A 21,704-nucleotide genomic window follows, 5' to 3' on the forward strand; every position below is an offset into this window, starting at 1 on the left:
AATTAATGTAACCGCTAACACTGGAAAGTGTTTATAACCGATATATAATAGTTGGTATAGCCTGTACAGATATAGAGGAAAGATTAGACAAGGGGGTCGCGATCATGAACCGGTTGTGCAAGGTGCTGATTGTTGACGATGAGTTTCTGGTAAGACAGGGCATAAAGCACCATATGAACTGGGAAGCGGAAGGATTTATCATTGTGGGTGAAGCTTCCAACGGTGAAGAAGGATTACAGCAGGTGAACCTGTTAAAACCGGATATTGTGATCACCGACATTGTCATGCCTGTCATGGATGGGGAAACGTTTGTCCGTACACTAAAAGCCAGTAATCCGCAGATTGAAGTTATTGTACTTAGCAGCTTCAGTGAATTCGAGTATGTACGTTCAACGCTTCAGCACGGGGCAGCCGATTATATACTGAAACCCAAGCTGGATACAAATGAATTATTGCAAGTCCTTCAACGCACAGCGGGTAAAATTCCGGAGCTACAGTTCGAGCCGTCGCACGATGGCTGGAGACTTGGACAACTGATGGAGAAGATGCTGTCCGGATTTACATTGGATGAAGATAGCGAAATGCCGATCATTCGAGATACCTTTCCGTATGAATCCTTTCGCTTGCTGGTGTATAAACCCGTGGGTGCTGGAGGGAATCCACTGAAGATGGATCAGGAACAGATTGAATCCAAGCTCCGCAGTGATCTGCCTGAAGTAGAATGTGCAATGGTTCCCGCAGAGGGTACATTACCTGTGATGCTTCTTAATGTCGATCCTGCGAGAGATGAATGGATGCTTGAACGGATCAGACAGTTGGCCAGTGAAAATGCAGCAGGAGAAGACAGTCCTGGTTGGGTGCTTAGTGAAAGCTTTACTTCATTTGAACAGATGGGTGTTGTTTACCGGGAACATCTGATTAAGCTGATTGAATATCGCTTCTATTATAAGAATCGACCAATCCTGGTGTATGGTGAACTGCCTCCAATGCATCCCGCAGGTTACCAGTTTAATGTGAATATGTTTTTGCAGCATGTGAAGCGTAACCGGGTCGAAGCGGCAAGGGAGTATTTACAGGATCATGCAAAAACACTTGGACGGGATTATATTGCCGACGTGTTTGAGATCAAATCATTTCTCGGTAACTTGATCTTTAACGTGACCATTACCCTCGCGGATATGGATGTTCAGTCTGCCGGGCTGGAAGAGAGCAAATATACGTATTTTAAAAATGTGGACGGCGCTTCGAGTCTAGACGAAGTCATGACTGTGCTTGACCAATTCATGACGGAAGTTCAGGAGTGTACCGTTGGTGCGGGTGGAAAACGAAGTGATCCCAACATGAAGATGCTGCTGGATTACATGCATGATCACTTTGATCAGCCGCTCGGGCTTGCTGAAGTAGCCAAGCACTTTCATTTTAATCCATCGTATTTATCCAGTTATTTCTCATCTCACAAAAAAGAAGGATTTAATGAATACTTAAATAAAATTCGGATTGAAAAAGCCGAGGAATTGCTCCGATCCGATGATGTAACGATCTCTGAGATTAGCAGTATGGTAGGCTATTCCGATCATAGTTACTTTTGCAAAGTATTCAAAAAATTCACCGGATTATCACCAAGCCGATACCGGCGCAAATTCTGGGCATAAAGTCAGAAGGATAAGATCATGAAGAAATGGATGAACCAATTATCTCGTCTCGGATTGTTTCCCAAGTTGTTTCTGGTTATGGTGGTCAGTATTGTCCTCGTTTCTGTACTCATCTTATGGACGACCATTCACATGTCAACCAATCTGTTTACTGAGACGTTCAGTATCACCAACTCCAAGGTGCTTAATCAGATCAAAACAAATTTTGAATCCTTTAATGAGGCCATTGCTGCCGTATCGAATAATGTGACGCAGAGTGGATCGATCCGAGGATTCCTGTCCGAAGGAGATGCCGATTCCCTCACGATGGCCAAATCCTTCTATAATATGAGGGAAACGATGGATCGAATTCAATCCATCACAGAATCCTACGAAGTCGGGATAACAATTATCGGAATTAATGGACGGAGCTATTCCACGAATCGTGCTCACCTTCAGTTGTCCGTGGATGAATTGAAGCAGGAGCCAATTACGATGGAAGCCGCTGAGACGCCGAGTCGTCTTATCTTTGATGTTTACCAAAACGAGGCAACGCTTGGGAGTCAGCAGATGATCTCTGCGACGAAAGCGTTGACGGACCGAACACGCAGCCGGATATACGGTACGCTTTATGTCACGATGAGAGAAGACATATTCCGGCAATTTTACAGCAGTTTTACAAGTCGTGGCAATGATGTGGTCATTATGAATGAAAAAGGTGAGATTGTATCATCGAATCGTGAAGACTGGATCGGAACAACTCAGCTGGATTTGCTATCGTATGCCCGGGATATGAACAACAACTCTCCGAGAAGTATTAATGCTCGTGTGATGGATCAGGATAGCGTTGTGTTATCCGAGTATTTACCGTTCTATCGGTTTTATATTGTCAATGTAGTGGATAAGGATCTGGCGATGGGTCAACTTATCGACATGAAGACGGTTGCCCTGATCTGTGCTGCTATCGTTGTGGGGGCACTCATCCTTGTGTTTCTCATCACCAGCCAGATTACCAAGTCACTGCGCAGACTTGTGAAGCAGATGTCCAACATTACGAAAAGTGATCTGGACAACTACATTCCGGTGAGCGGAAGCTACGAGAGCAGGCAGCTTGGTCATGCTTACAATTACATGCTTGATGAACTGCATGATTATGTGGATCAGTTAGTACAGACACAGCATGAACAACGTAACGCAGAGCTTGCGGCATTACAGAGTCAGATTAATCCTCACTTCTTGTACAATACACTTGCATCTGTCAAAGTTCTGGTGCAACAAGGCAACAAAGACAGGGCTGCGGAGACCATTAATGCATTAATTGGATTGTTGCAAAATACGATCAGTGATGTGAGTCAGACGGTTACAGTGGAACAAGAAGTCGAGAATTTGAAAAATTATGTCTTCATTAATCACGTCAGATATGGTGGCCGGATTAAAGCAGCTTTCTACGTGGCTCCGGATTGTACACACTATCATGTACCCAAACTGGTGATCCAGCCGTTTATTGAGAATGCATTTTTCCATGGATTCATCAAGAAAGAAACGGGTACGATTCATGTCATGGTTTCCAGAGCGGGAGAATCTCTCATCTGTGAGATTATGGACAATGGGGATGGAATTGAAGGGCTTGTCATGGGAGAAACGTTGCCCAATCCAAAGAACAATCGTCAACTATTCAGTGGGATCGGTATTCGCAATGTACATGACCGTATTGAGTTATTATATGGATCACCTTATGGGGTCACCATTATGAGTACGGTTGGGGAAGGAACGAGAGTCACCGTTACACTACCTTTGATCACGAGTTGAGTTGTAACCTAATCCAACTGAATACACACGAAATTGAGATCCCTCGCTTCTGTTTTCTACAGAGTCGGGGGATTTTCACGTGTCGAAGGTAAAGCGGGTGAAATCATTTTTGTACTATTTCAAGATCAAGAAATTACAAAATCAAAAGAAATTACAAAAAACCAAATTTAATGCAAGCGGTTTCTGTAAAGGTTTTCATTGTGGCAATAAGATGACAAATCCGTACAAAATTATTACTAACGAATGGAGATATGGGAATGATAAGATGAATACATCGAAAGCAACCGCTTTCAGAAAACGTAAACAAATTACACACAAAGAGGTCGAAGGGGAGTTGAATGTTTTGAAAAAAATGTGGGTATTGATGCTCGTTACAGTACTGCTGTTGTCCGCATGTTCATCCGGTGGCGGAGGTAAATCCGCTAGTGGTGGTGACGAAAAAACAAACGAAATTACGGTCTGGGCTTGGGACAAAGCTTTTAACGTAGCTGCAATGGAAACAGCAAAAGAAGCATATCAAAAAGCAAATCCTGATGTGAAAATTAACATCATTGAATACGCTCAAGCTGATATCATTCAGAAACTGAACACAGGTCTTAACTCCGGAACTGCCAGTGGTCTTCCAAACGTAGTTCTGATTGAAGACTATCGTTCACAAAGCTTCCTGAATGCATATCCTGATGCGTTCAAAGATCTGTCTTCCAGTATCACGGCTTCCGATTTTGCAGATTACAAACTCGGACCAACAGCGTTTGATGGCAAACAATACGGAGTACCATTTGACTCCGGCGTTGCTGGTTTGTACTACAGAACAGATCTGCTGGAGCAAGCTGGCTACAAAGCAGCTGACCTGCAAGACATCACTTGGGATGACTACATCCAAATTGGTAAAGACGTAAAAGCTAAAACAGGTAAAGAGCTTCTTTCTCTTGACCCGAATGACCTTGGTTTGATTCGTATGATGATCCAAACTGCAGGTAAATGGTATTCCGCAGAAGATGGTAAAACACCTGACATTGCTAATAATGCTGCTCTGAAAGAAGCGTTTATTACTTACAAAGCAATGATGGATGCCAACATTGTTAAATTGCACTCTGACTGGAGTCAATTCGTTGCCAACGCCAATAACGGTAGCGTAGCAACAATTCCTACAGGTAACTGGTTCTCGCCATCTGTACGTCAAGAAGCTTCCCAATCCGGTAAATGGGCTGTAGCTCCAATACCGAAAATGGCTGGTCAAGCAAACTCTGTTCACGCATCCAACTTGGGTGGTAGCTCTTGGTATGTTATGAACAACGTTCCTGGTGCAGATCAAGCAGCTGATTTTGTAGCAAAAACATTTGGTTCTGACAAACAATTGTATCAAGATCTGTTGAACAACATCGGCGCAATTGGTACGTACAAACCAGCAGTTGATGGTGACGCGTATGCCAAAGCAGACGAGTACTTCGGCGGACAAAAAATCTTCACAGACTTTGCAAATTGGACGAAAGAAATTCCAAGCGTAAACTATGGTATCAACACATATGCCATTGAAGATATTCTGGTAGTAGAAATGCAAGCATTCCTGAACGGTAAATCAATCGATGACGTTCTGGCTGATGCACAAAAACAAGCTGAAGCACAATTAAACTAAGATACCCAAGGTAACTTATAGAACCCTAGGAAACATCGGAGCCGTCTCCCATGTCCGGCGCAAGTCGAACCGGATATGGCGAGAGGCTCCGTGGGTTCTACCCATGTTCCATGGAGAGAGAGGAGCCATACTGTGAAAGCCATGAATACAGGAGACAGTCTCCAAAAGAAAAATAATTTGACTGGATGGGCTTTTGTTTTGCTGGCTGTTGTCGGGATTGTTGCATTTTACTTCTACCCGATGATCCAAGCGCTGCTCTTATCGTTCAAGTCTGGTGTAGGAGCCAATCTTGAATTTTCGGGCCTTTCTAACTACAAAAGATTGTTAGTTGATACAACGTTCCGTACAGCATTATCGAATACATTTATCTACTTGATTATTCAAGTGCCTGTAATGATTATTCTTGGTTTGTTTATTTCCGTATTGCTGAATGACAGCACACTACGTTTCCGGAGTTTCTTCCGTACAGCGATTTTCTTGCCTTGTGTAACTTCATTGGTAGCGTACTCTGTTGTATTCAAATATTTGTTTGCACCAGATGGAATGGTGAATCAATTCCTTATGGGCTTGCACATTATTGGCGATCCAATTCAATGGATCACAGACCCGTTCTGGGCTAAAATTACGATCATAATCGCCGTTACTTGGCGTTGGACCGGATATAACATGATTTTCTATCTGTCATCCCTGCAAAACATCGATCAATCGATCTATGAAGCTGCAAGAATTGACGGAGCGAATGCTTTTACACAATTCTTCAAAATCACTGTACCTTTGCTTAAACCGATTATCCTTTTCACGTCCATCACATCAACGATTGGTACATTGCAAATCTTCGATGAGATCATGAATATTACCAAAGGTGGTCCAGGTAATGCGACCATGTCGATTTCACAATACATCTACAACCTTTCGTTCAAATATTCACCGGACTTCGGTTATGCAGCAACAGTGTCGTATTCCATCGTAATCTTGATTATTGTATTGTCCATCATCCAGTTTAAAGTGGCAGGTGATAATAAAAATGGCTAAAGCTAAAGCAAAACGGATTTTCACGTATGTGTTCCTATCCATCGTCGCCTTTGTATCCATTTTCCCTTTCTTCTGGATGCTGGTCAGTTCAACGAATGCATCAGTCGATGTCACCAAGGGTAGACTGCTGCCCGGTTCAGCTTTCATTGATAACTTCAACAAACTGATTGATTCGACAAATCTGGTACAGGCTCTCGGAAACTCGGCGATTATCTCTGTAGTCTCCACTCTCTTGGCACTGTTTATTGGTTCCATGGCAGGTTATGGTTTCGAGGTATATCGCACGAAGTCTCGTGACATTGTGTTTAATATCCTGTTGTTATCCATGATGATCCCGTTTGCAGCGATCATGGTACCACTGTATCGTATGTTTGCAACAATCTCGGGAGTTGCACCGGTTATCGGAATCAACACGATGGCAGCAGTGATCCTGCCAACCATCGCAACAGCGTTCCTGATCTTTTTCTTCCGTCAGAACACCAAAATGTTCCCGAAAGATTTGCTGGAAGCTGGACGTATTGATGGTTTGAGTGAACTCGGCATCTTCTTGAAGATCTATATGCCAACCATGAAAACAACATATGCAGCGGCAGCAATCATTACATTCATGAGTAGCTGGAACAACTATCTGTGGCCACTCATTGTATTGCAAACACCTGACCAACAAACGATTCCACTGTTGATCTCAAACCTGGGTGCTGGTTATTCTCCGGATTACGGAGTAATCATGACAGCAATCGTGATTGCAACACTGCCTACAGCAATCGTTTTCTTCATCATGCAGAAACATTTTGTTGCAGGTATGGTAGGTTCCGTGAAGTAATGAAAACAGCATAATCCGTGTAAATGACGGATGCAGGAAAGAAGAGAGGGCGCTGTTATGGCGTACCTCTGTCTTTTTTGTTTATGTAAAGCAAAAGGAAATCCAGCGTAAACCTTGAATAAGTCAAACTATAACGTTTTAAAGGGAGAGAGAGCCGATGAAAGCTACAAAGGCAGATATCAACTGGTTGGGGGACGTAAGTGTATTTGAGGTGAACCGTCTTCATGCCTATTCCGATCACCGTTATTACCAAACAATGGATGAAGCTGTAGGTTCAGGCGCGATGTCCATGCGTTATGATCTGAATGGTACGTGGAAATTCAACTATGCGATTCGTCCAGACAGCCGTTCTGAGTTTTTCTATACATCCGATTTTTCCAGTGAAGGCTGGGATGATATTGAAGTCCCGGGGCATATCCAACTTCAAGGATACGGACAGATTCAATATGTAAATACACAATATCCTTGGGATGGCCTGAACGAAATTCGTCCGCCGGCATTACCACAGGATAAAAATCCAGTTGGAAGTTACATTCGCACATTCCACCTGCCGACAGGTTGGGAGTCGAATCCGGTATATATTTCTTTCCAAGGTGTAGAGTCTGCATTCTATGTATGGCTTAATGGACAATTCGTAGGATACGGGGAAGACAGCTTCACGCCATCTGATTTTGACCTGACGCCATTCCTTCAGGACGGAGAGAACAAACTCGCAGTGGAGGTGTATCAACGCAGCACAGGCAGTTGGCTGGAAGATCAGGATTTCTGGCGTTTCTCCGGCATTTTCAGAGATGTGTATCTGTATACCGTCCCAACTGCACACGTTCGTGATGTTCATGTTCGCACAGATCTGGACAAGTCCTATACGAACGGTACGTTGCAACTAGATTTGAAACTGGAAGGAAAAGCGGTTGCTGGAGCGCGAGTAGAGGCTGAACTTCGTGATCGTGAAGGCAATACCGTTAAGACGTTTGAATCCAAGGTTAACGATGGACAAGTAAGTCTTCGTGAAGATATCGGTACAGTAAATCTGTGGAGCGCAGAGATTCCATACTTGTACCGCCTTTATATTCGTGTATATGATGCTGCGGGTACACTGGTTGAGGTAGTTCCTCAAGCCGTTGGTTTCCGTACATTCGAAATGATTGATAAAGTGATGCACATCAACGGTAAACGTATCGTATTCAAAGGTGTGAATCGTCATGAGTTCAACCCGCGTCGTGGACGTGCGGTTACGAAGGAAGACATGCTGTGGGATGTTCGTACCATCAAACAGAATAATATGAATGCTGTACGTACGTCACACTATCCAAACCAAAGTCTGTGGTATGAGCTGTGTGATGAATATGGATTGTATGTTATTGATGAGATGAACCTGGAGACACACGGATCTTGGCAGAAACTTGGTGCCGTTGAGCCTTCATGGGTTATTCCAGGTGACAAACCGGAATGGCATGATATCGTTATGGACCGTGCTGTATCCATGGTGGAGCGTGACAAAAACCATCCGTCCATTCTGATCTGGTCTTGTGGTAATGAATCACATGGTGGTGAAGTCATCTACAAAGTATCCCAATACTTCAAATCGGCTGATCCAACACGTCTGGTACATTACGAAGGTGTATTCCATGATCGCCGTTTCGATGAAACAAGTGATATGGAGACTCGCATGTATGCCAAACCGGCGGACATTGAGGAATTCCTGAATGCAAACCCGACGAAACCTTATATTAGCTGTGAGTACATGCATGCCATGGGTAACTCTATTGGCGGTATGCACAAATATACGGAGTTGGAAGACAAATATCCGATGTATCAAGGTGGATTCATCTGGGATTACATCGACCAATCCATTTATAAAAAAGATCGTTACGGCAAAGAATTCCTCGCTTATGGCGGAGATTTTGGTGATCGTCCATCAGACTATTCGTTCTGTGGTAACGGGATCGTCCATGCTGACCGTAAAGTAACTGCGAAAATGCAGGAGGTCAAATTCCTTTACCAGAACATCAAGCTGTTCCCGGATCGTGAAGGTGTTAAAATCGTGAACGGTAATCTGTTCGCAGATACATCTGCGCTGGAACTGGTATACAGCCTGGAGCGCGAGGGACATGAAGTGCTGCGTGGAACATTGGAAGTCAACGTGGATGCCCAAAGCGAGACTGTAGTGAAACTTCCGCTTGGTGCAGAAGCTCTGGCGGGCGGCGAGTACGCTGTGAACACTGCATTTGTGTTAAAAGAAGCTACACTATGGGCTGACAAAGGCGAGGAAGTAGCATTTGGACAGTTTATTTTCACACAGGATCAGGTAAATGATGCAGTTGAAGTCGACTTGAATCTTGTAAGTGATGTACAAGTTATCGAAGGTGACGTTAACATCGGTGTTCGTGCTGGCAAGACACATGCGCTGTTCTCCAAACAGTTTGGGACACTGGTTTCCCTGAAATTGTCCGGTCGCGAGACGATTGCTGTACCACCTGCACCGCTCTTCTGGCGTGCAATGACGGATAATGACAAAGGTATGGCGATGGGCTTCGAACTGGGCGCCTGGTATGCAGCGAGCCTGATGCCACGTTCTGTAGAGTGGAAAGCGGAACAGAAACCGGATCAATACCGGATCGAGTTCACGTACAAGCTCAACATTTCGGAGGATGTACAAGTGAAAGTGGTATATACCGTTCATGCAGATGGAAGTGTACGTGTGCATAATACGTACAAAGGTACAGCCGGATTGCCTAACCTGCCAATCCATGCATTATCCTTCAGAACATCACCTGACTTCGAAAACGTGGAATGGCTTGCGATGGGACCCGAAGAAAATTATGCAGACCGCGCATTTGGCGCACGTCTCGGTATCCACGGCAGCAAGGTAGCTGATACTGTAGCTCCATATCTTGTACCACAGGAATCAGGCAACCGTACTGGCGTGCGTTGGGCCAAATTGACGGACAATGCAGGACGTGGCTTCAAAATCGAAGCTTCTGGAGCTCCGGTTGAGCTGAATGTCTCACCATATACGGCATTTGAGCTGGAGAACGCACAACATGCGTACGAATTGCCACCTGTGCACTATACGGTCGTGACTGTAGCAGGTAAACAAATGGGTGTTGGCGGTGATGATAGCTGGGGTGCTCCGGTTCATCCGGAATACCTGATCCCTTCGGACGGCGAACTGACATTTGAATTTGTCATTCGTGCACTGTAAGTAAAAGGATCATACAGAATAAAGAATGTATTCTATAAAGAACAGAGGTCTTCGCTATCGGAGGCCTCTGTTTTGTTATGTCAACGAACAGCTTGAGGGCATTGTATGAAACCGTTCTCTCTCCAACCTCGTAATGTACGAGACAGGAAACATAAGAGGGGGGTTCAAGATGAGTAAAAAAGCAAAGACAGGTATATGGGTGACGGTGTTAGTCTTCTTGGGCATCATAGTTGGATGTTTTATATGGTACTTCAATACCGCTTCAGGTGAACGTGCACTCAAAACGATGAGGTCCAATAACTCGGGCGGCCTGGAGAGGGTTGTTAAAGTGTACAGCAATAATGGTGAATTGATTCAGACCTATGATGGCAAAATTGACGTGGAAGATACGGAATACGGCAATAAAGTATTATTTGATCTCAATGGGAAACGTGTTGTGATCTATAATGCAACGATTGTTGTTGAAGAGAAGTAAAGCAAAATTAAGGAAAAGATATAAGGGTCGGGTGAGATTTTTATGGTGGATATGTACCTCATAATCCTAGTTGCTATCTTGGGAATGATCCTGTTCTATAGCTTGATCGCTTATTTCTTGATTCGTTTCATTTCGAAAAAAGCATTCAAGCTGACGTTAACCAAATATGAAATGATGGAGATTATGACTTGGCTCGCCGTGTTGTTTATTACCTTCATGATGATTAAGAATGGTTCGATGAATCTTCTCTTGCCGGTTGTTTTACTTATCATTCCATTGATCAATTTGCGACTTTCCAATCGGAAACATAGAGAGCTGAACTCGTAAGCTCTTGCTACGTTGGGGTAAGGCACAAGAAGGATGAACATAGGAAAGGTTGACGGAGATTACATCACTAGTCAACCTTTTCTAGTTGTATGATTATGAATGGTGAAAATGAACGGGAGGATTTCAATAATGATCTTCGGAAAATCAACGGATACTTCAGGTTTAACGCAAGTTGCCAATCTTTCGGATGAGTTGCAGTCTGTTTTTGATCAAGCAGAAAGCAAATATCAAATAGTTGATATTGAACTATTCTTTGTCTTCAGGTGTCTTCCTGAAGAATACGATAGAAGATCCACCGTTAGGCATGTGAAGAAGGAGAATGTCATCTATTTTGATCTGGTGGTCAGCGAGGATCGTTATAAGACATTAAGCAAAAGCAAACAACGGTATGTCTTAAGCCATGAGTTTTATGCTTTTTTGAGTGAAAAGATCCAGAAATACAATATTGAACATTTAAAAGTGAATGAGTTTATTGCAGATATGGGCATGTGGCTGAGGGAGATTGGATGGTTGCAGACCGAAGAGGAAGCCGAAATAAGTGAATTTGAAGAAAAGTATAACTAGCAAAATAAATTAAAACATAAGCAACAAAAAGAAGCCCTCTTTCGAGAGCTTCTTTTTCATGGGAGAGGAGAAACCGGACGAAGAGCTTATGGGGAAACGTAAGTCTTCTCCGCGGTTGTCTACGACACTTGTGATGTCGATAATTATAGAATCGCCCGATTGTTTCCTTTTTATACATATGCGTCAACAATTCGTCAACAATTTTCCAAGGGAAATGAAGACTGCACATTTTTCAAACTGAACCCGAGTGTGGTACGATAGTCGTATCAATAAACTTACATAGAGAAAAGGTGACTCGTCAAGTGAGAGTGGTATCTGGGAGTGCAAAAGGCAGGCCGCTGAAGGCTGTTCCTGGCACGGGTACGCGGCCAACCACCGACAAGGTGAAGGAAGCGTTATTTAGCATGGTTGGTCCTTATTTTGAGGGCGGCACAGCATTGGATCTGTTTGCAGGCAGTGGAGGTCTCGGTATTGAGGCGCTGAGCCGCGGCATGGACAAGGCTGTTTTTGTTGATTTGGAATCGAAAAGTATTGAAGTCATCCGCATGAATCTGAAGGCAACCAAGCTGGAAGACCAGGCGGCCGTATATCGTAATGATGCAGGTCGAGCATTGAAGGCACTCGCCAAGCGAGGCACAACGTTTGATCTGGTGTTTCTCGACCCGCCATATCGCATGAAGAACGGGCACGAGTTGATGTTAACCATGCACGAACTGGAACTTCTGGAACCCGAAGCAACCATCGTGCTTGAATATGAATCCAAACATGATTACCCTGAGCAATTCGGCCCGTTTGAACAAACGCGCAAGGCTTTGTATGGGGAGACGGCAGTATCCATCTATTATTATGCGCCTGAAGCAGTTGAAGATGGAGAATCCATTACACCGGAAGAGGAGGCTCCTCATGACTGAAATGATACATCGACAGGAACGGATCGCCGTATATCCTGGAAGTTTTGATCCCGTAACGATGGGGCATCTGGATATTATCGCCAGAGCGTCGAAGCAATTTGATCGCGTCATTGTGGCTGTGTTGAACAATATGAGCAAAAATCCGCTGTTTACGGTGGAGGAACGCAAGGAACTGATTACGGAAGTAACCCGCCATCTACCGAATGTCGAAGTGGACAGTTTCCGCGATCTGACAGCCAATTACGTCCGGCAAAAGGAAGCTCAGGTCATCGTTCGTGGTATACGCTCGGTAACTGATTTTGAATACGAGTTGCAATTGGCGTCGACCAATAGCAAGTTGAACCCGGATGCGGAAACCATATTTATGATGACAAATCCGAAGTATTCCTATTTAAGTTCCAGCATCGTCAAAGAAATCGCTCATTATCATGGAGATGTTACAGATCTTGTCTCACCTGAAGTGGAAGCTGCGCTCCGTCAGAAAATCAGCGAGAAAACCGGCGGTTAAACCAGAAGGTAAGACCTGATAGACTAATCATGACTGCAAGAAGTAACGCAAGTCCCATGCATGCAGCAGGGAAGATGCTCCAAATGGTGTTGATCGTGTATGTGTTACCTGGACTATGTATGAGTAGCCAACCAAATGGTGTCGAGAGGTCTTGCTCTGCATTCGTCTGTAATGTGGTCCAGACTTCTGTGCTATAACGGCTGAACGGCATCCATAGGAACAGACTGATGAAAAAGGCGATTAATCCATGAGTCAGACGAACTCCGGCAAAGTACAACATCGATTTGCTGCCCGGACCAGTTGTTTTCAAGACAGCAGAGACTTGCAGATGGGAGCATAAACCACCCCATCCCAGAACGGCTGCAAGTAGAGACATGAGCAGCATGGGTGTTAATGAAGTCTGGCTCAAATGATAGGTGCCGAGGTGAAGCTCGAAGAAGGCTGGCCACAGCGCAGCAGAGGACCCAGGAGTTAGATAAAGGGAGACCAACCGGATAAATACGGCAAAACCGATCATGTATCCCCCAGTCATCATTAAGGTCTGCACAGCTTGGGATACGGTGTCACCGAGCAGTTTGCCAAATCCTCTTCCATCACGAATATGTGCTTCCCTCGCTGCAATCATCATATCAGACCATATACTGCGTCGTTTGTTCGTAGCATGGTGGGGGGCAGATGAGCGACTTGTGAAACTTGCAGGACTTGCAGGCTGAGAATCAAGAGAGTTCTTATCTGCTTGTAAGGCTGTCGAGCCAACCCTATCTTTCTGTTTACCCGGTGCTGGCAGGAGACGCGTGGCAAGAATGGCAGCAATCCAGCCGCTGATCCAGTGGACCACGAGTAGAAAATATCCGGCCGCTGGCTGGTGGAGAAAAGCAGCACCAACGACCAGTATGATCATCATTGGATTGGCAAAATGAGATGCCGCCGCAAGGACAACCGCCTGCTTGGCGGTAATTTGTCTATCCTGAAATAAACGGGATACCGCATCTGCTCCCGCGGGGAATCCGCCGCACATGCCAACGGCAATTGCCAGACCTGCATTGCCTGGGAGTCTAAACCAGCGTTGCATTAACGGTCCAAGCAAGGCGCCGATCGCGTGGGTGAAGCCAAACGCAGTGAGCATTTGGGATAACATGAGGAACGGGAGCATGGCAGGGAAGATGATTTTCCACCATATATCCAGACCTTGAATAGAGGCGTCAAACGCTTCTTTTGGGGAAGCAACTACCGCAATGACCAACATTAAAGCGCCGGTACTTAGAATTATCGTTCGTAAAGGGCCAGAATCTCTAACCTCGCTCTGTAATGTCATCGTTTCACCTCATATCAGATAACGCCGATTTGGCATCTGAATCGTTATGGACGGCCGAATGACGCCCGAAGGGCGGTTCGGCCTTGACCGGACAGGCTATTGTATACAGCGGCCTATCCGGCCTGTACCATTGTATGCACAAGGACCAGAGTGTTAGACTTGAAAAAAATGATCAAACAAGATGGAATTACGATCGCTGATTAGTGTAGAGTTCAGTTTATATAGAGATACAAAGAACGGAGGCTCATGCGATGAATCGGATTCGGAAATCTGGCGGATTCAGAGCTTCGATCTTTGTGATCGTGGTGGCTCTGGTCGTCTATGTTGCCGTGTACATGCCAACGCCGTATATCATATATATGCCTGGCAGTGCAGATGAAGTAAAACCAATGGTAACCGTTAAGGGCGGAGACCAGGAAGAACACGGTGTGTTCATGATGACAACCGTGTCGGCAACATATGCCAATGTGTTTTTGCTAGGAACCTCTCTGTTCAATAAAAATGCTCAAGTGGATAAAAAGGAAGACCGACTGCGCGGCAAAAGCGAAGCGGAATACTCTGCCGAACAGGTGTGGTTCATGAGTGACTCACAATCCTCCGCAATGGAGGCTGCATATGAGCAGGCTGGTGTGACTTACTCTATTGTACCTGAACATATCTTTGTATTTGGACTGTCTGAAGATCCAAAACCGGAAGGAGACATTGCTCCGGGAGATATCATTCTGGGAGTGAACGGAACAGCTACGCCGGATAATACGGTGCTTTCTGCCGAGTTAAAAGATAAAAAGGTCGGAGATACGGTTGAAATGCAACTGGAACGTGGTGGAGAGACGATTAGCCGGGACGTGAAACTGATTCAGGTAAAAGACAATAAAACAGGTGAAATCCGCCCGGGACTCGGAGTAATGATTGGTACGGTTCAGAAGGTGAAAGCTGAAGAGCCGGACAAACAGATCTCCTTCACCGACACTCAGGTTGGTGGTCCGTCTGCCGGCTTGATGTTTACGTTGGAGATCTATAACCAGTTAACACCTGGAGATCTGACCAAGGGACATCGAATTGCGGGTACAGGTACCATTACCAAGGACGGTGTGGTGGGTGCCATTGGTGGTGTAGTACACAAGATTGTAGCCGCTGATCGAAAAGAAGCGGAGATCTTCTTTGTACCGAAGGATAACTATAAGGAAGCAGCAGCCAAGGCTGAACAGATCGGCACCAAAATGAAACTTGTGCCTGTGAGCACGGTGGATGATGCGCTGGCTTATTTGAAAACCTTGTCCGTAAAATCATAGGATTTTAAACGGGCGGGAAGAGATCGAGCCAACGTTGAACCGGATGGATAAAGAACGGATAAAATCGGAATAATTGATTACAGTGGAATGAAGTGTGATCAAGAGATTTGAGAAGATCAATAGACTCACTAGACCCAAAGTGGTAGAGATACCCAAAAGAACTAAGAGAAAAAGAATTAAGAGAACAAGAATTAAGAGAACAAGAGAAGTGAATAAGGAAATCCCCTTGTTGCGAGGTGCCCTGAGCGGCGTGCAGCAAGGGGATTTTTTAATTGTATAGTTGAGTAACGAATAATGGATATCAATGATCTGTTTGATGATGGTACAAAGAGCTTCTTAGAGATGAAGCCTTATGGTCAAAAGCGGATTACAGTCTCACAGGCGACTCATAGTAGTCACTGAACATCTTGCGTGTGTCCTTATGCTCGCAAGCGAGCCCATACGCAACCTGAGCTTGTATATCCAGTTCAAGTTGATTGTGTGTGAACGTCGACGGTTTCAGCACAACAGGAAGCGATGCGGTTTTCTTCATTTGTTTAAGCAGGCTCTGCCCTTGAGCATTAAATCCGAGGACTCGGAGATATCCGGGTCCGGCAGCCAATTGCTCTGGTGAACACTCGGCTTTGGTGTGATTCAGGAGCAGGTGTGCGAGCATACGCTGGAGCTTGGTGCGTGTGTATCGTTTGGTCTTCAGTGCATTCAGGAGTGCTTCGACTGAAGGCTCCGGGAGCTGAGCGAGTGCACGGCTCAGCCGGTATTCCAGGCCTTCCGTGACTTCGGCGATGCGTTCCAGCTCGGAGGCACGGCGGGTGGCCGCGAGGTGCAACAGCGGCTGTGCAAAGCGCTCCCAGTGTATGGGAGCGCGCCCCTCTTGCCATTCGCGATGCAGAATGGCAAGGGTTGCCGCCGGCACGTATGGCGCGGCGGCATCGGGTCCGTCCGCCATCAGCAGGCGGCGGACGGCTGTGGCACTGGCGATCGCCCCCGGCCCGGGCGTCGCCTCATGATATGCGGCACCGGTACGCGCCGCCGTAAAGGGCTGGATCGCGCTGCCAAGTCGTTGCAGCGCGATCAGGTAGTGCAGCCCAAGCGAATTGTTGGGCTGCTCCAGCAGTGCAGCGGCGTCGTGAGCATCGACGCCGCCAGGCGCCAGCGCCGCCGCCGCGCCTGCGTACGCGGCGGGGTAGCTGGCGCCTTCCCGCAGGCGGCGCGCGATGTCCTCGCGCATCCCTGCGGGCTCCACAGCCAGCACGCGCGCAATGCGCTGCAGGCTGTCCAGGTCGCCGGACTCGCTGCCAAAGCAGAGCGAGTCCACAACGCCGGTGCGGTGCAGCAGCGATACCGCACCGAAGGCAAACCACTCGGCCGGTTGGACCGCGTACGCAACCGGCAGTTCAAGCACGAGATCCGCGCCTGCGTGCAGCGCCATCTCGGTGCGCGCCCTTTTACCCACGATGGCGGGTTCGCCACGCTGGAGAAAAGGGCCGCTCATGACCGCAACAACGGCGTCTGCGCCGCTTAGCCGCCGAGCTTCTTGCAAATGATAGACATGCCCATTGTGCAAGGGGTTATATTCAACAATGACGCCTACGGCTTTCATGATTAGACGTACTCCTTTCGATTGGATAACCGAGTATGTATAACATCCATTCCATCATAGGGGATGTCATGTATTAGATCAAATCATGCACCAATTTAGACAAGAAAAAGGCACAATTCCAACATCAGCAGATGTCAGACTGTGCCTGCAAATCTATTGTATATTACAGATTTTCGATAATCGGAGAACGGCTTCTTCAACTTAATAAATCAGCACGCTTTAGACACTTTCCGGCGTGGGAGATAGACTTGCTTTGGGCCCAAAAAATTCATAATGAATGTTGTCCGCTGCAACACCAAGCGCCTGAAGTTCCGTATACACTGCCCGCATGAACGAAACCGGTCCGCACAGATAATAAGTGGAATCCAGTTCATCGATCACTTGGCGAAGCGCATCCATATAACCTTCCTTATGAAAATATTCATTTTCACGATCAGCATCCTCGAGTTGAGTATAACAATAATAAGCTTTAACGCCCTGATTACGTTTGGCCACACTGTTCACATGATCACGGAACGCGTGCGATTGACCATTGGGACTTGCATGCAAAAATGTAATGGTACGATTTTCATTCAAGTTAACCAGCGTATTTAACATACTGATCATGGGCGTTAGACCGACACCACCACTCAGGAGAACAACAGGTCGTTTATCGTCTGCATTCAGCGTGAAGTCCCCAGCAGGAGCGGATAGCTCCACCAGACTGCCTTCTTCAATGTGATCGTGGAGATACGTGGATATAACTCCGTCAGGGCGCTCTAATACACCTCGCTCACGTTTAACGGAAATGCGATAGTAGGGTTTACCGGGGGTATCTGAAAGGCTATACTGACGAATCTGGGTAAATGACTGTGCCTCTGGTTTGATTTTGATACTGATGTATTGTCCTGGTTCATAACTGGCAATGGGCTGACCATCGTCTGGAACGAGGTAAAAGGACGTGATGATTTCACTTTCCTGCACTTTCTTGGCAACCTTGAAGGTACGAAATCCTTCCCAGCCACCCGTCTGGTTTTCCGCTTCTGTATACATGTCCTGTTCGATCCCGATAAAGGCATTTGCAATGACATTGTAGGCTTCGCCCCACGCCGTGATAATTTCATCCGTTGCCGCGTCTCCAAGTACATCTTTGATGGCTTGAAGCAGATAGGTGCCGACAATCGCATATTGCTCGGGAACGATACCCAGGCTGCGATGTTTATGTGCAACTTGCCGGACGGCAGGCAGGATGGAGGACAGATTATCGATATGCAGGGCAGCGGTGTATACCATATTGGCGAGGGCGGCTTGCTGTCGTCCCTGTTTCTGATTTGCATGATTGAAAATATTCAGTAGTTCCGGATGAGCTGTGAACATCGTTTCATAGAAATGGCGTGTGATCGCTTCGCCGTGGACTTCAAGTACGGGTACTGTAGATTTAATCACTCTAATTGTGTGCTCGCTTAACATACATTTTCCCTCCCGATATAATATGAAATAGTTGGATAATAAATCGGTCATGAAACTGATCGTGCTTCGGTTTATAGCAAGTATAGATAGGGAGCAAGCGGGTCTGTGTGACATAGATCACACCAAACGTTAACGAAATGTGACCGCTATTTGCAAGGAACTACAACTAAAATGACGACTTGTGATTTATCTTAAAGTGAGTCTATAATAGACCAGATGGAGTAAACGGTTCTGGGCCATTGGTTTTAAAATAGGGTGTAAAGTTAAAAGTGTTGACAAACGTCTTGAAAAATCGGTATAATGATTTTTGTTTGTTAAGTCAATTTCATAATACTTTTAACGAAGATTCGTCAGAATACATACAGTCAGGATTTATTGCTTTACAAAAGCAGGCTTGACCTGTATAACTGTCGTGATACGTTTGATACGAATTATGAAATTGGTTTCGTTTGGAGTGATGGAAATGTTAATGCCATTTCGCAAAGTGGCTACCAGTGATGGTCCCCTGAAGTTTAACGAACAGTGGGAGATCAAGGAACTGGTTTCTAACCGACAAGATATCACAGCCGTTACCCCGCTGACTGCGGACTTATCTGCAGAATTCAGAGAAGGTGACGTTGTGGATGTTCATGGCAAGCTGACTGTAGGAGTGGACATGTTGTGCTCCCGTTGTCTTAAGCCAATCAATGAACATTTTCATATTGATTTTCATGAGCAATTCAAGCAGGGAAAACAGCCAAAGGAATTACACGAAGACGATGATACGCTCTATGTGGATGGAGATAGCGTTGATCTGAAGGGTTATGCCGAGGAAGCTTTTCTGCTGGATCTTCCGTTTATACCGCTATGTAGCGATACATGCAAAGGGTTATGCCCCAAGTGTGGCCATGAGCTGAACGAAGGTGACTGCGGTTGTGATAACGAGGTTATTGATCCGCGGCTTGCAGGGCTCAAGGATTTTTTTAAATGAGCATGATTGAAAATCGAACATTTTAAGACTACCTGCAAAGGTTGATTTTGATAAGGAGGTGGGAATAATGGCAGTACCTCAACGGAGAACGTCCAAGACGCGTCGCGACAAACGTCGCACTCACTTTAAATTGGCTGTACCGGGCATGGTGAAATGTGAACAATGTGGCGAACTTAAACTTAGTCACCACGTGTGCAAAGTGTGCGGAACGTACAAAGCAAGAGAGATCATCTCTCAATAATAGTTGGACATTAAGTAGCACTTCATTTCGATGAGGTGCTACTTTTTTTGGATTAGAGAGAGTGTAGGTAGAGTGAGCTAACAAGCATGAAATCCTTGCACCAGAAGGGTGAATTGTTTTTGTTAGGCCAGTCTTTCTTTTTGACACGCGATGAGATATACTATAGTTTAGTACCAGGTTCTAAGATTTGACGTTACATATAGATGAACCATAATCCGTTTGAGAACGACCCTGGTGACCAGGGATGCAACTATAGAAGCAACACGAAAGAATGGTTGAACTGGCCGGACGGGACGGTTCCGTAAACGATACAGCGGGGGGTGTCAGGCATCGAACGTGTACCGAAGAGACAGAGGCAACAGCAGTTAACCAGAATGATAGAAGAGAACCCGTTTGTGACGGATCAGGAACTTACACGCCAATTGAAGGTGAGTATTCAGACGATTCGTCTTGACAGGCTGGAACTTGGAATACCCGAACTTCGGGAGCGGATGAAACTGATGGCAGAGCTCTCGTATGATCAGGTACGCTCGTTGCCCTTGCATGAGATTATCGGTGATATTGTGGATCTGCAACTGGATAAGAGCGGGATTTCCCTGTTTGAGATTAAGGAAGAACACGTGTTTTCCAGAACAGGGATTGCACGCGGACACTATGTCTTTGCACAGGCCAACTCCTTGGCTGTAGCGATTATTAATGACGAGATCGCGTTGACTGCATCAGCAGACATTCGCTTTGTCCGTTCGGTTCATTTGGGAGAGAAATGTATTGCAAAGGCTTATGTGAGATCGATTCCGGGTCAAAAGGGCAAAGCCAAAGTGGAAGTATTCACTTATGTAGGTGAAGAAATGGTGTTTCAAGGCAACTTTGTAATCTACCATTCAGGTGGAGAAGACAGCGGAGAAGGAGGTCATTTGGAATGAAAATCGTCATTGATGCCATGGGAGGCGACAATGCACCTGCATCAACGGTAGAAGGTGCGATTGCCGCAGCCACGGAATGGGCGGATACACAGATCGTCCTGATCGGCGATGAAGCCAAGCTGGAACCTCTTTTGAGTCAGTCAGGTGTTAGACCTGCCAATCTTACGGTCCGGCATGCTTCCGAAGTTATTGGTTCGGATGATGAACCCGTCAAAGCAGTGCGTCGCAAAAAGGATGCCTCCATGGTGGTCGCAGGCCGCATGCTGAAAGAGGGCGAAGCGGACGCGATGATCTCGGCGGGCAATACTGGAGCGCTCATGACAGCGGGTTTGCTTGTTGTAGGTCGCATGGCAGGCATTGAACGTCCGGCGCTTGCGCCTATGATTCCAACGATTGATGATGTAGGTGTGCTTGCGCTGGATCTAGGAGCGAATATGGATGCCAAACCGGAGCACCTTGCACAATATGGCTTGATGGGCAGTTTGTATCGGCAAAAAGTACAGGGCATTGAGTCCCCACGAGTGGGCTTGCTCAATGTAGGAACAGAGCCAGGCAAAGGAAATGAGTTGACCAAACATGCATACCCTTTACTGGAACAACTCCCAATTCGTTTTGTCGGTAATGTTGAGGCACGTGATGTGCTGACTGGTGCTTGTGATGTGCTTGTATGTGACGGTTTTGCAGGGAATATCCTGCTGAAGTCGCTGGAAGGCACAGCAGGTGCCATTTTCGCCTTGCTTAAGGAACAATTTTCATCTTCTCTCAAAAGTAAACTGGCTGCAGCTGTACTAATGCCTGAGCTGCGTGGGTTGAAACGAAAGCTGGATTATACGGAGCATGGCGGAGCGCCACTCCTCGGTTTGAGCAGACTGGTTGTGAAAAGTCATGGATCTGCTGATGGCAATGCCATCAAAAATGCTGTGCGCCAAGCTCGGATTGCAGTGCAGAATCAGCTGGTAGAGAGCATATCTAAGGAAATTAGCGGGAAGTGAG

Annotated in this window: 19 protein-coding genes; 16 read left to right on the plus strand and 3 right to left on the minus strand. The window is 46.0% G+C overall.

Going from position 1 to position 21,704, the window contains the following annotated elements; genetic code table 11:
• The first annotated feature begins 104 nt into the window (after positions 1–104).
• From EL84_RS17045 to coaD, 11 genes are all read left to right on the plus strand, one after another.
• The gene (locus tag EL84_RS17045; protein WP_047842448.1) at positions 105–1,652 is read left to right on the plus strand and encodes a response regulator transcription factor; all 1,548 of its coding nucleotides are present in this window, start codon (positions 105–107) and stop codon (positions 1,650–1,652) included.
• Positions 1,653–1,670: 18 nt separating this feature from the next.
• Positions 1,671–3,440, plus strand: coding sequence for a sensor histidine kinase (locus EL84_RS17050; protein WP_036670305.1), 1,770 nt, complete (start codon positions 1,671–1,673; stop codon positions 3,438–3,440).
• 352 nt (positions 3,441–3,792) lie between these two features.
• A complete protein-coding gene (locus tag EL84_RS17055) occupies positions 3,793–5,076 on the plus strand; it encodes an extracellular solute-binding protein (RefSeq protein WP_235193818.1) in 1,284 nt (427 codons plus the stop codon).
• A gap of 141 nt (positions 5,077–5,217) precedes the next feature.
• Positions 5,218–6,108 carry a carbohydrate ABC transporter permease gene (locus EL84_RS17060; protein ID WP_036610887.1) on the plus strand — a complete coding sequence of 297 codons (891 nt, stop codon included), beginning with the start codon at positions 5,218–5,220 and terminating at the stop codon, positions 6,106–6,108.
• On the plus strand, positions 6,101–6,931 hold the full coding sequence (locus tag EL84_RS17065) for a carbohydrate ABC transporter permease (protein ID WP_036609483.1): 831 nt from the start codon (positions 6,101–6,103) through the stop codon (positions 6,929–6,931). Before EL84_RS17060 ends, EL84_RS17065 begins: the two co-directional genes overlap by 8 nt.
• 157 nt (positions 6,932–7,088) lie before the next feature.
• Positions 7,089–10,136: a glycoside hydrolase family 2 TIM barrel-domain containing protein gene (locus tag EL84_RS17070; RefSeq protein WP_047842449.1), complete on the plus strand. Its 3,048-nt coding sequence runs from the start codon at positions 7,089–7,091 to the stop codon at positions 10,134–10,136.
• A 169-nt stretch (positions 10,137–10,305) separates the two neighbouring features.
• Complete coding sequence (locus EL84_RS17075; protein ID WP_017689244.1) at positions 10,306–10,611, plus strand: hypothetical protein; 306 nt, start codon at positions 10,306–10,308, stop codon at positions 10,609–10,611.
• Between the two features lie 42 nt (positions 10,612–10,653).
• Positions 10,654–10,938 (plus strand): hypothetical protein, encoded by a 285-nt coding sequence (locus tag EL84_RS17080; protein ID WP_047842450.1) that lies wholly within the window; start codon positions 10,654–10,656, stop codon positions 10,936–10,938.
• 129 nt (positions 10,939–11,067) lie between these two features.
• The gene (locus EL84_RS17085; RefSeq protein WP_047842451.1) at positions 11,068–11,502 is read left to right on the plus strand and encodes a hypothetical protein; all 435 of its coding nucleotides are present in this window, start codon (positions 11,068–11,070) and stop codon (positions 11,500–11,502) included.
• A gap of 302 nt (positions 11,503–11,804) precedes the next feature.
• On the plus strand, positions 11,805–12,413 hold the full coding sequence (gene rsmD / locus EL84_RS17090) for a 16S rRNA (guanine(966)-N(2))-methyltransferase RsmD (protein WP_036609474.1): 609 nt from the start codon (positions 11,805–11,807) through the stop codon (positions 12,411–12,413).
• A 1-nt stretch (position 12,414) separates the two neighbouring features.
• Positions 12,415–12,921 (plus strand): pantetheine-phosphate adenylyltransferase, encoded by a 507-nt coding sequence (gene coaD / locus EL84_RS17095; RefSeq protein ID WP_085981453.1) that lies wholly within the window; start codon positions 12,415–12,417, stop codon positions 12,919–12,921.
• Here the strand turns inward: coaD and EL84_RS17100 are convergent.
• A complete protein-coding gene (locus tag EL84_RS17100; RefSeq protein ID WP_047842452.1) occupies positions 12,899–14,236 on the minus strand; it encodes a nucleoside recognition domain-containing protein in 1,338 nt (445 codons plus the stop codon). The two genes, coaD and EL84_RS17100, sit on opposite strands and share 23 nt — an antisense overlap.
• Before the next feature lie 251 nt (positions 14,237–14,487).
• Here EL84_RS17100 and EL84_RS17105 point away from each other — a divergent pair, with 251 nt between their 5' ends.
• A complete protein-coding gene (locus EL84_RS17105; RefSeq protein ID WP_047842453.1) occupies positions 14,488–15,528 on the plus strand; it encodes a SepM family pheromone-processing serine protease in 1,041 nt (346 codons plus the stop codon).
• Between the two features lie 367 nt (positions 15,529–15,895).
• Here EL84_RS17105 and EL84_RS17110 read toward each other — a convergent pair whose 3' ends face one another.
• A complete protein-coding gene (locus EL84_RS17110) occupies positions 15,896–17,128 on the minus strand; it encodes a nucleotidyltransferase (RefSeq protein ID WP_047842454.1) in 1,233 nt (410 codons plus the stop codon).
• 219 nt (positions 17,129–17,347) lie between these two features.
• Entirely contained in the window at positions 17,348–18,577 is a 1,230-nt protein-coding gene (hmpA, locus tag EL84_RS17115) for an NO-inducible flavohemoprotein (protein ID WP_047842455.1), read from the minus strand.
• Between the two features lie 463 nt (positions 18,578–19,040).
• On the opposite strand from hmpA, the gene EL84_RS17120 reads away from it, so the two are divergent.
• The 4 genes from EL84_RS17120 (at position 19,041) to plsX (ending at position 21,703) form a co-directional block, all read left to right on the plus strand.
• Entirely contained in the window at positions 19,041–19,547 is a 507-nt protein-coding gene (locus EL84_RS17120) for a YceD family protein (RefSeq protein WP_047842456.1), read from the plus strand.
• A 67-nt stretch (positions 19,548–19,614) separates the two neighbouring features.
• Positions 19,615–19,788 (plus strand): 50S ribosomal protein L32, encoded by a 174-nt coding sequence (rpmF, locus tag EL84_RS17125; RefSeq protein WP_017689233.1) that lies wholly within the window; start codon positions 19,615–19,617, stop codon positions 19,786–19,788.
• A 374-nt stretch (positions 19,789–20,162) separates the two neighbouring features.
• Positions 20,163–20,711, plus strand: coding sequence for a transcription factor FapR (gene fapR, locus EL84_RS17130; RefSeq protein WP_047842457.1), 549 nt, complete (start codon positions 20,163–20,165; stop codon positions 20,709–20,711).
• Positions 20,708–21,703, plus strand: coding sequence for a phosphate acyltransferase PlsX (gene plsX / locus EL84_RS17135; RefSeq protein ID WP_047842458.1), 996 nt, complete (start codon positions 20,708–20,710; stop codon positions 21,701–21,703). The genes fapR and plsX overlap by 4 nt, the downstream gene beginning before the upstream one ends.
• Position 21,704: the final 1 nt, after the last annotated feature.

This window comes from Paenibacillus sp. VT-400, assembly GCF_001029205.1.
Lineage (GTDB): Bacteria > Bacillota > Bacilli > Paenibacillales > Paenibacillaceae > Paenibacillus > Paenibacillus amylolyticus.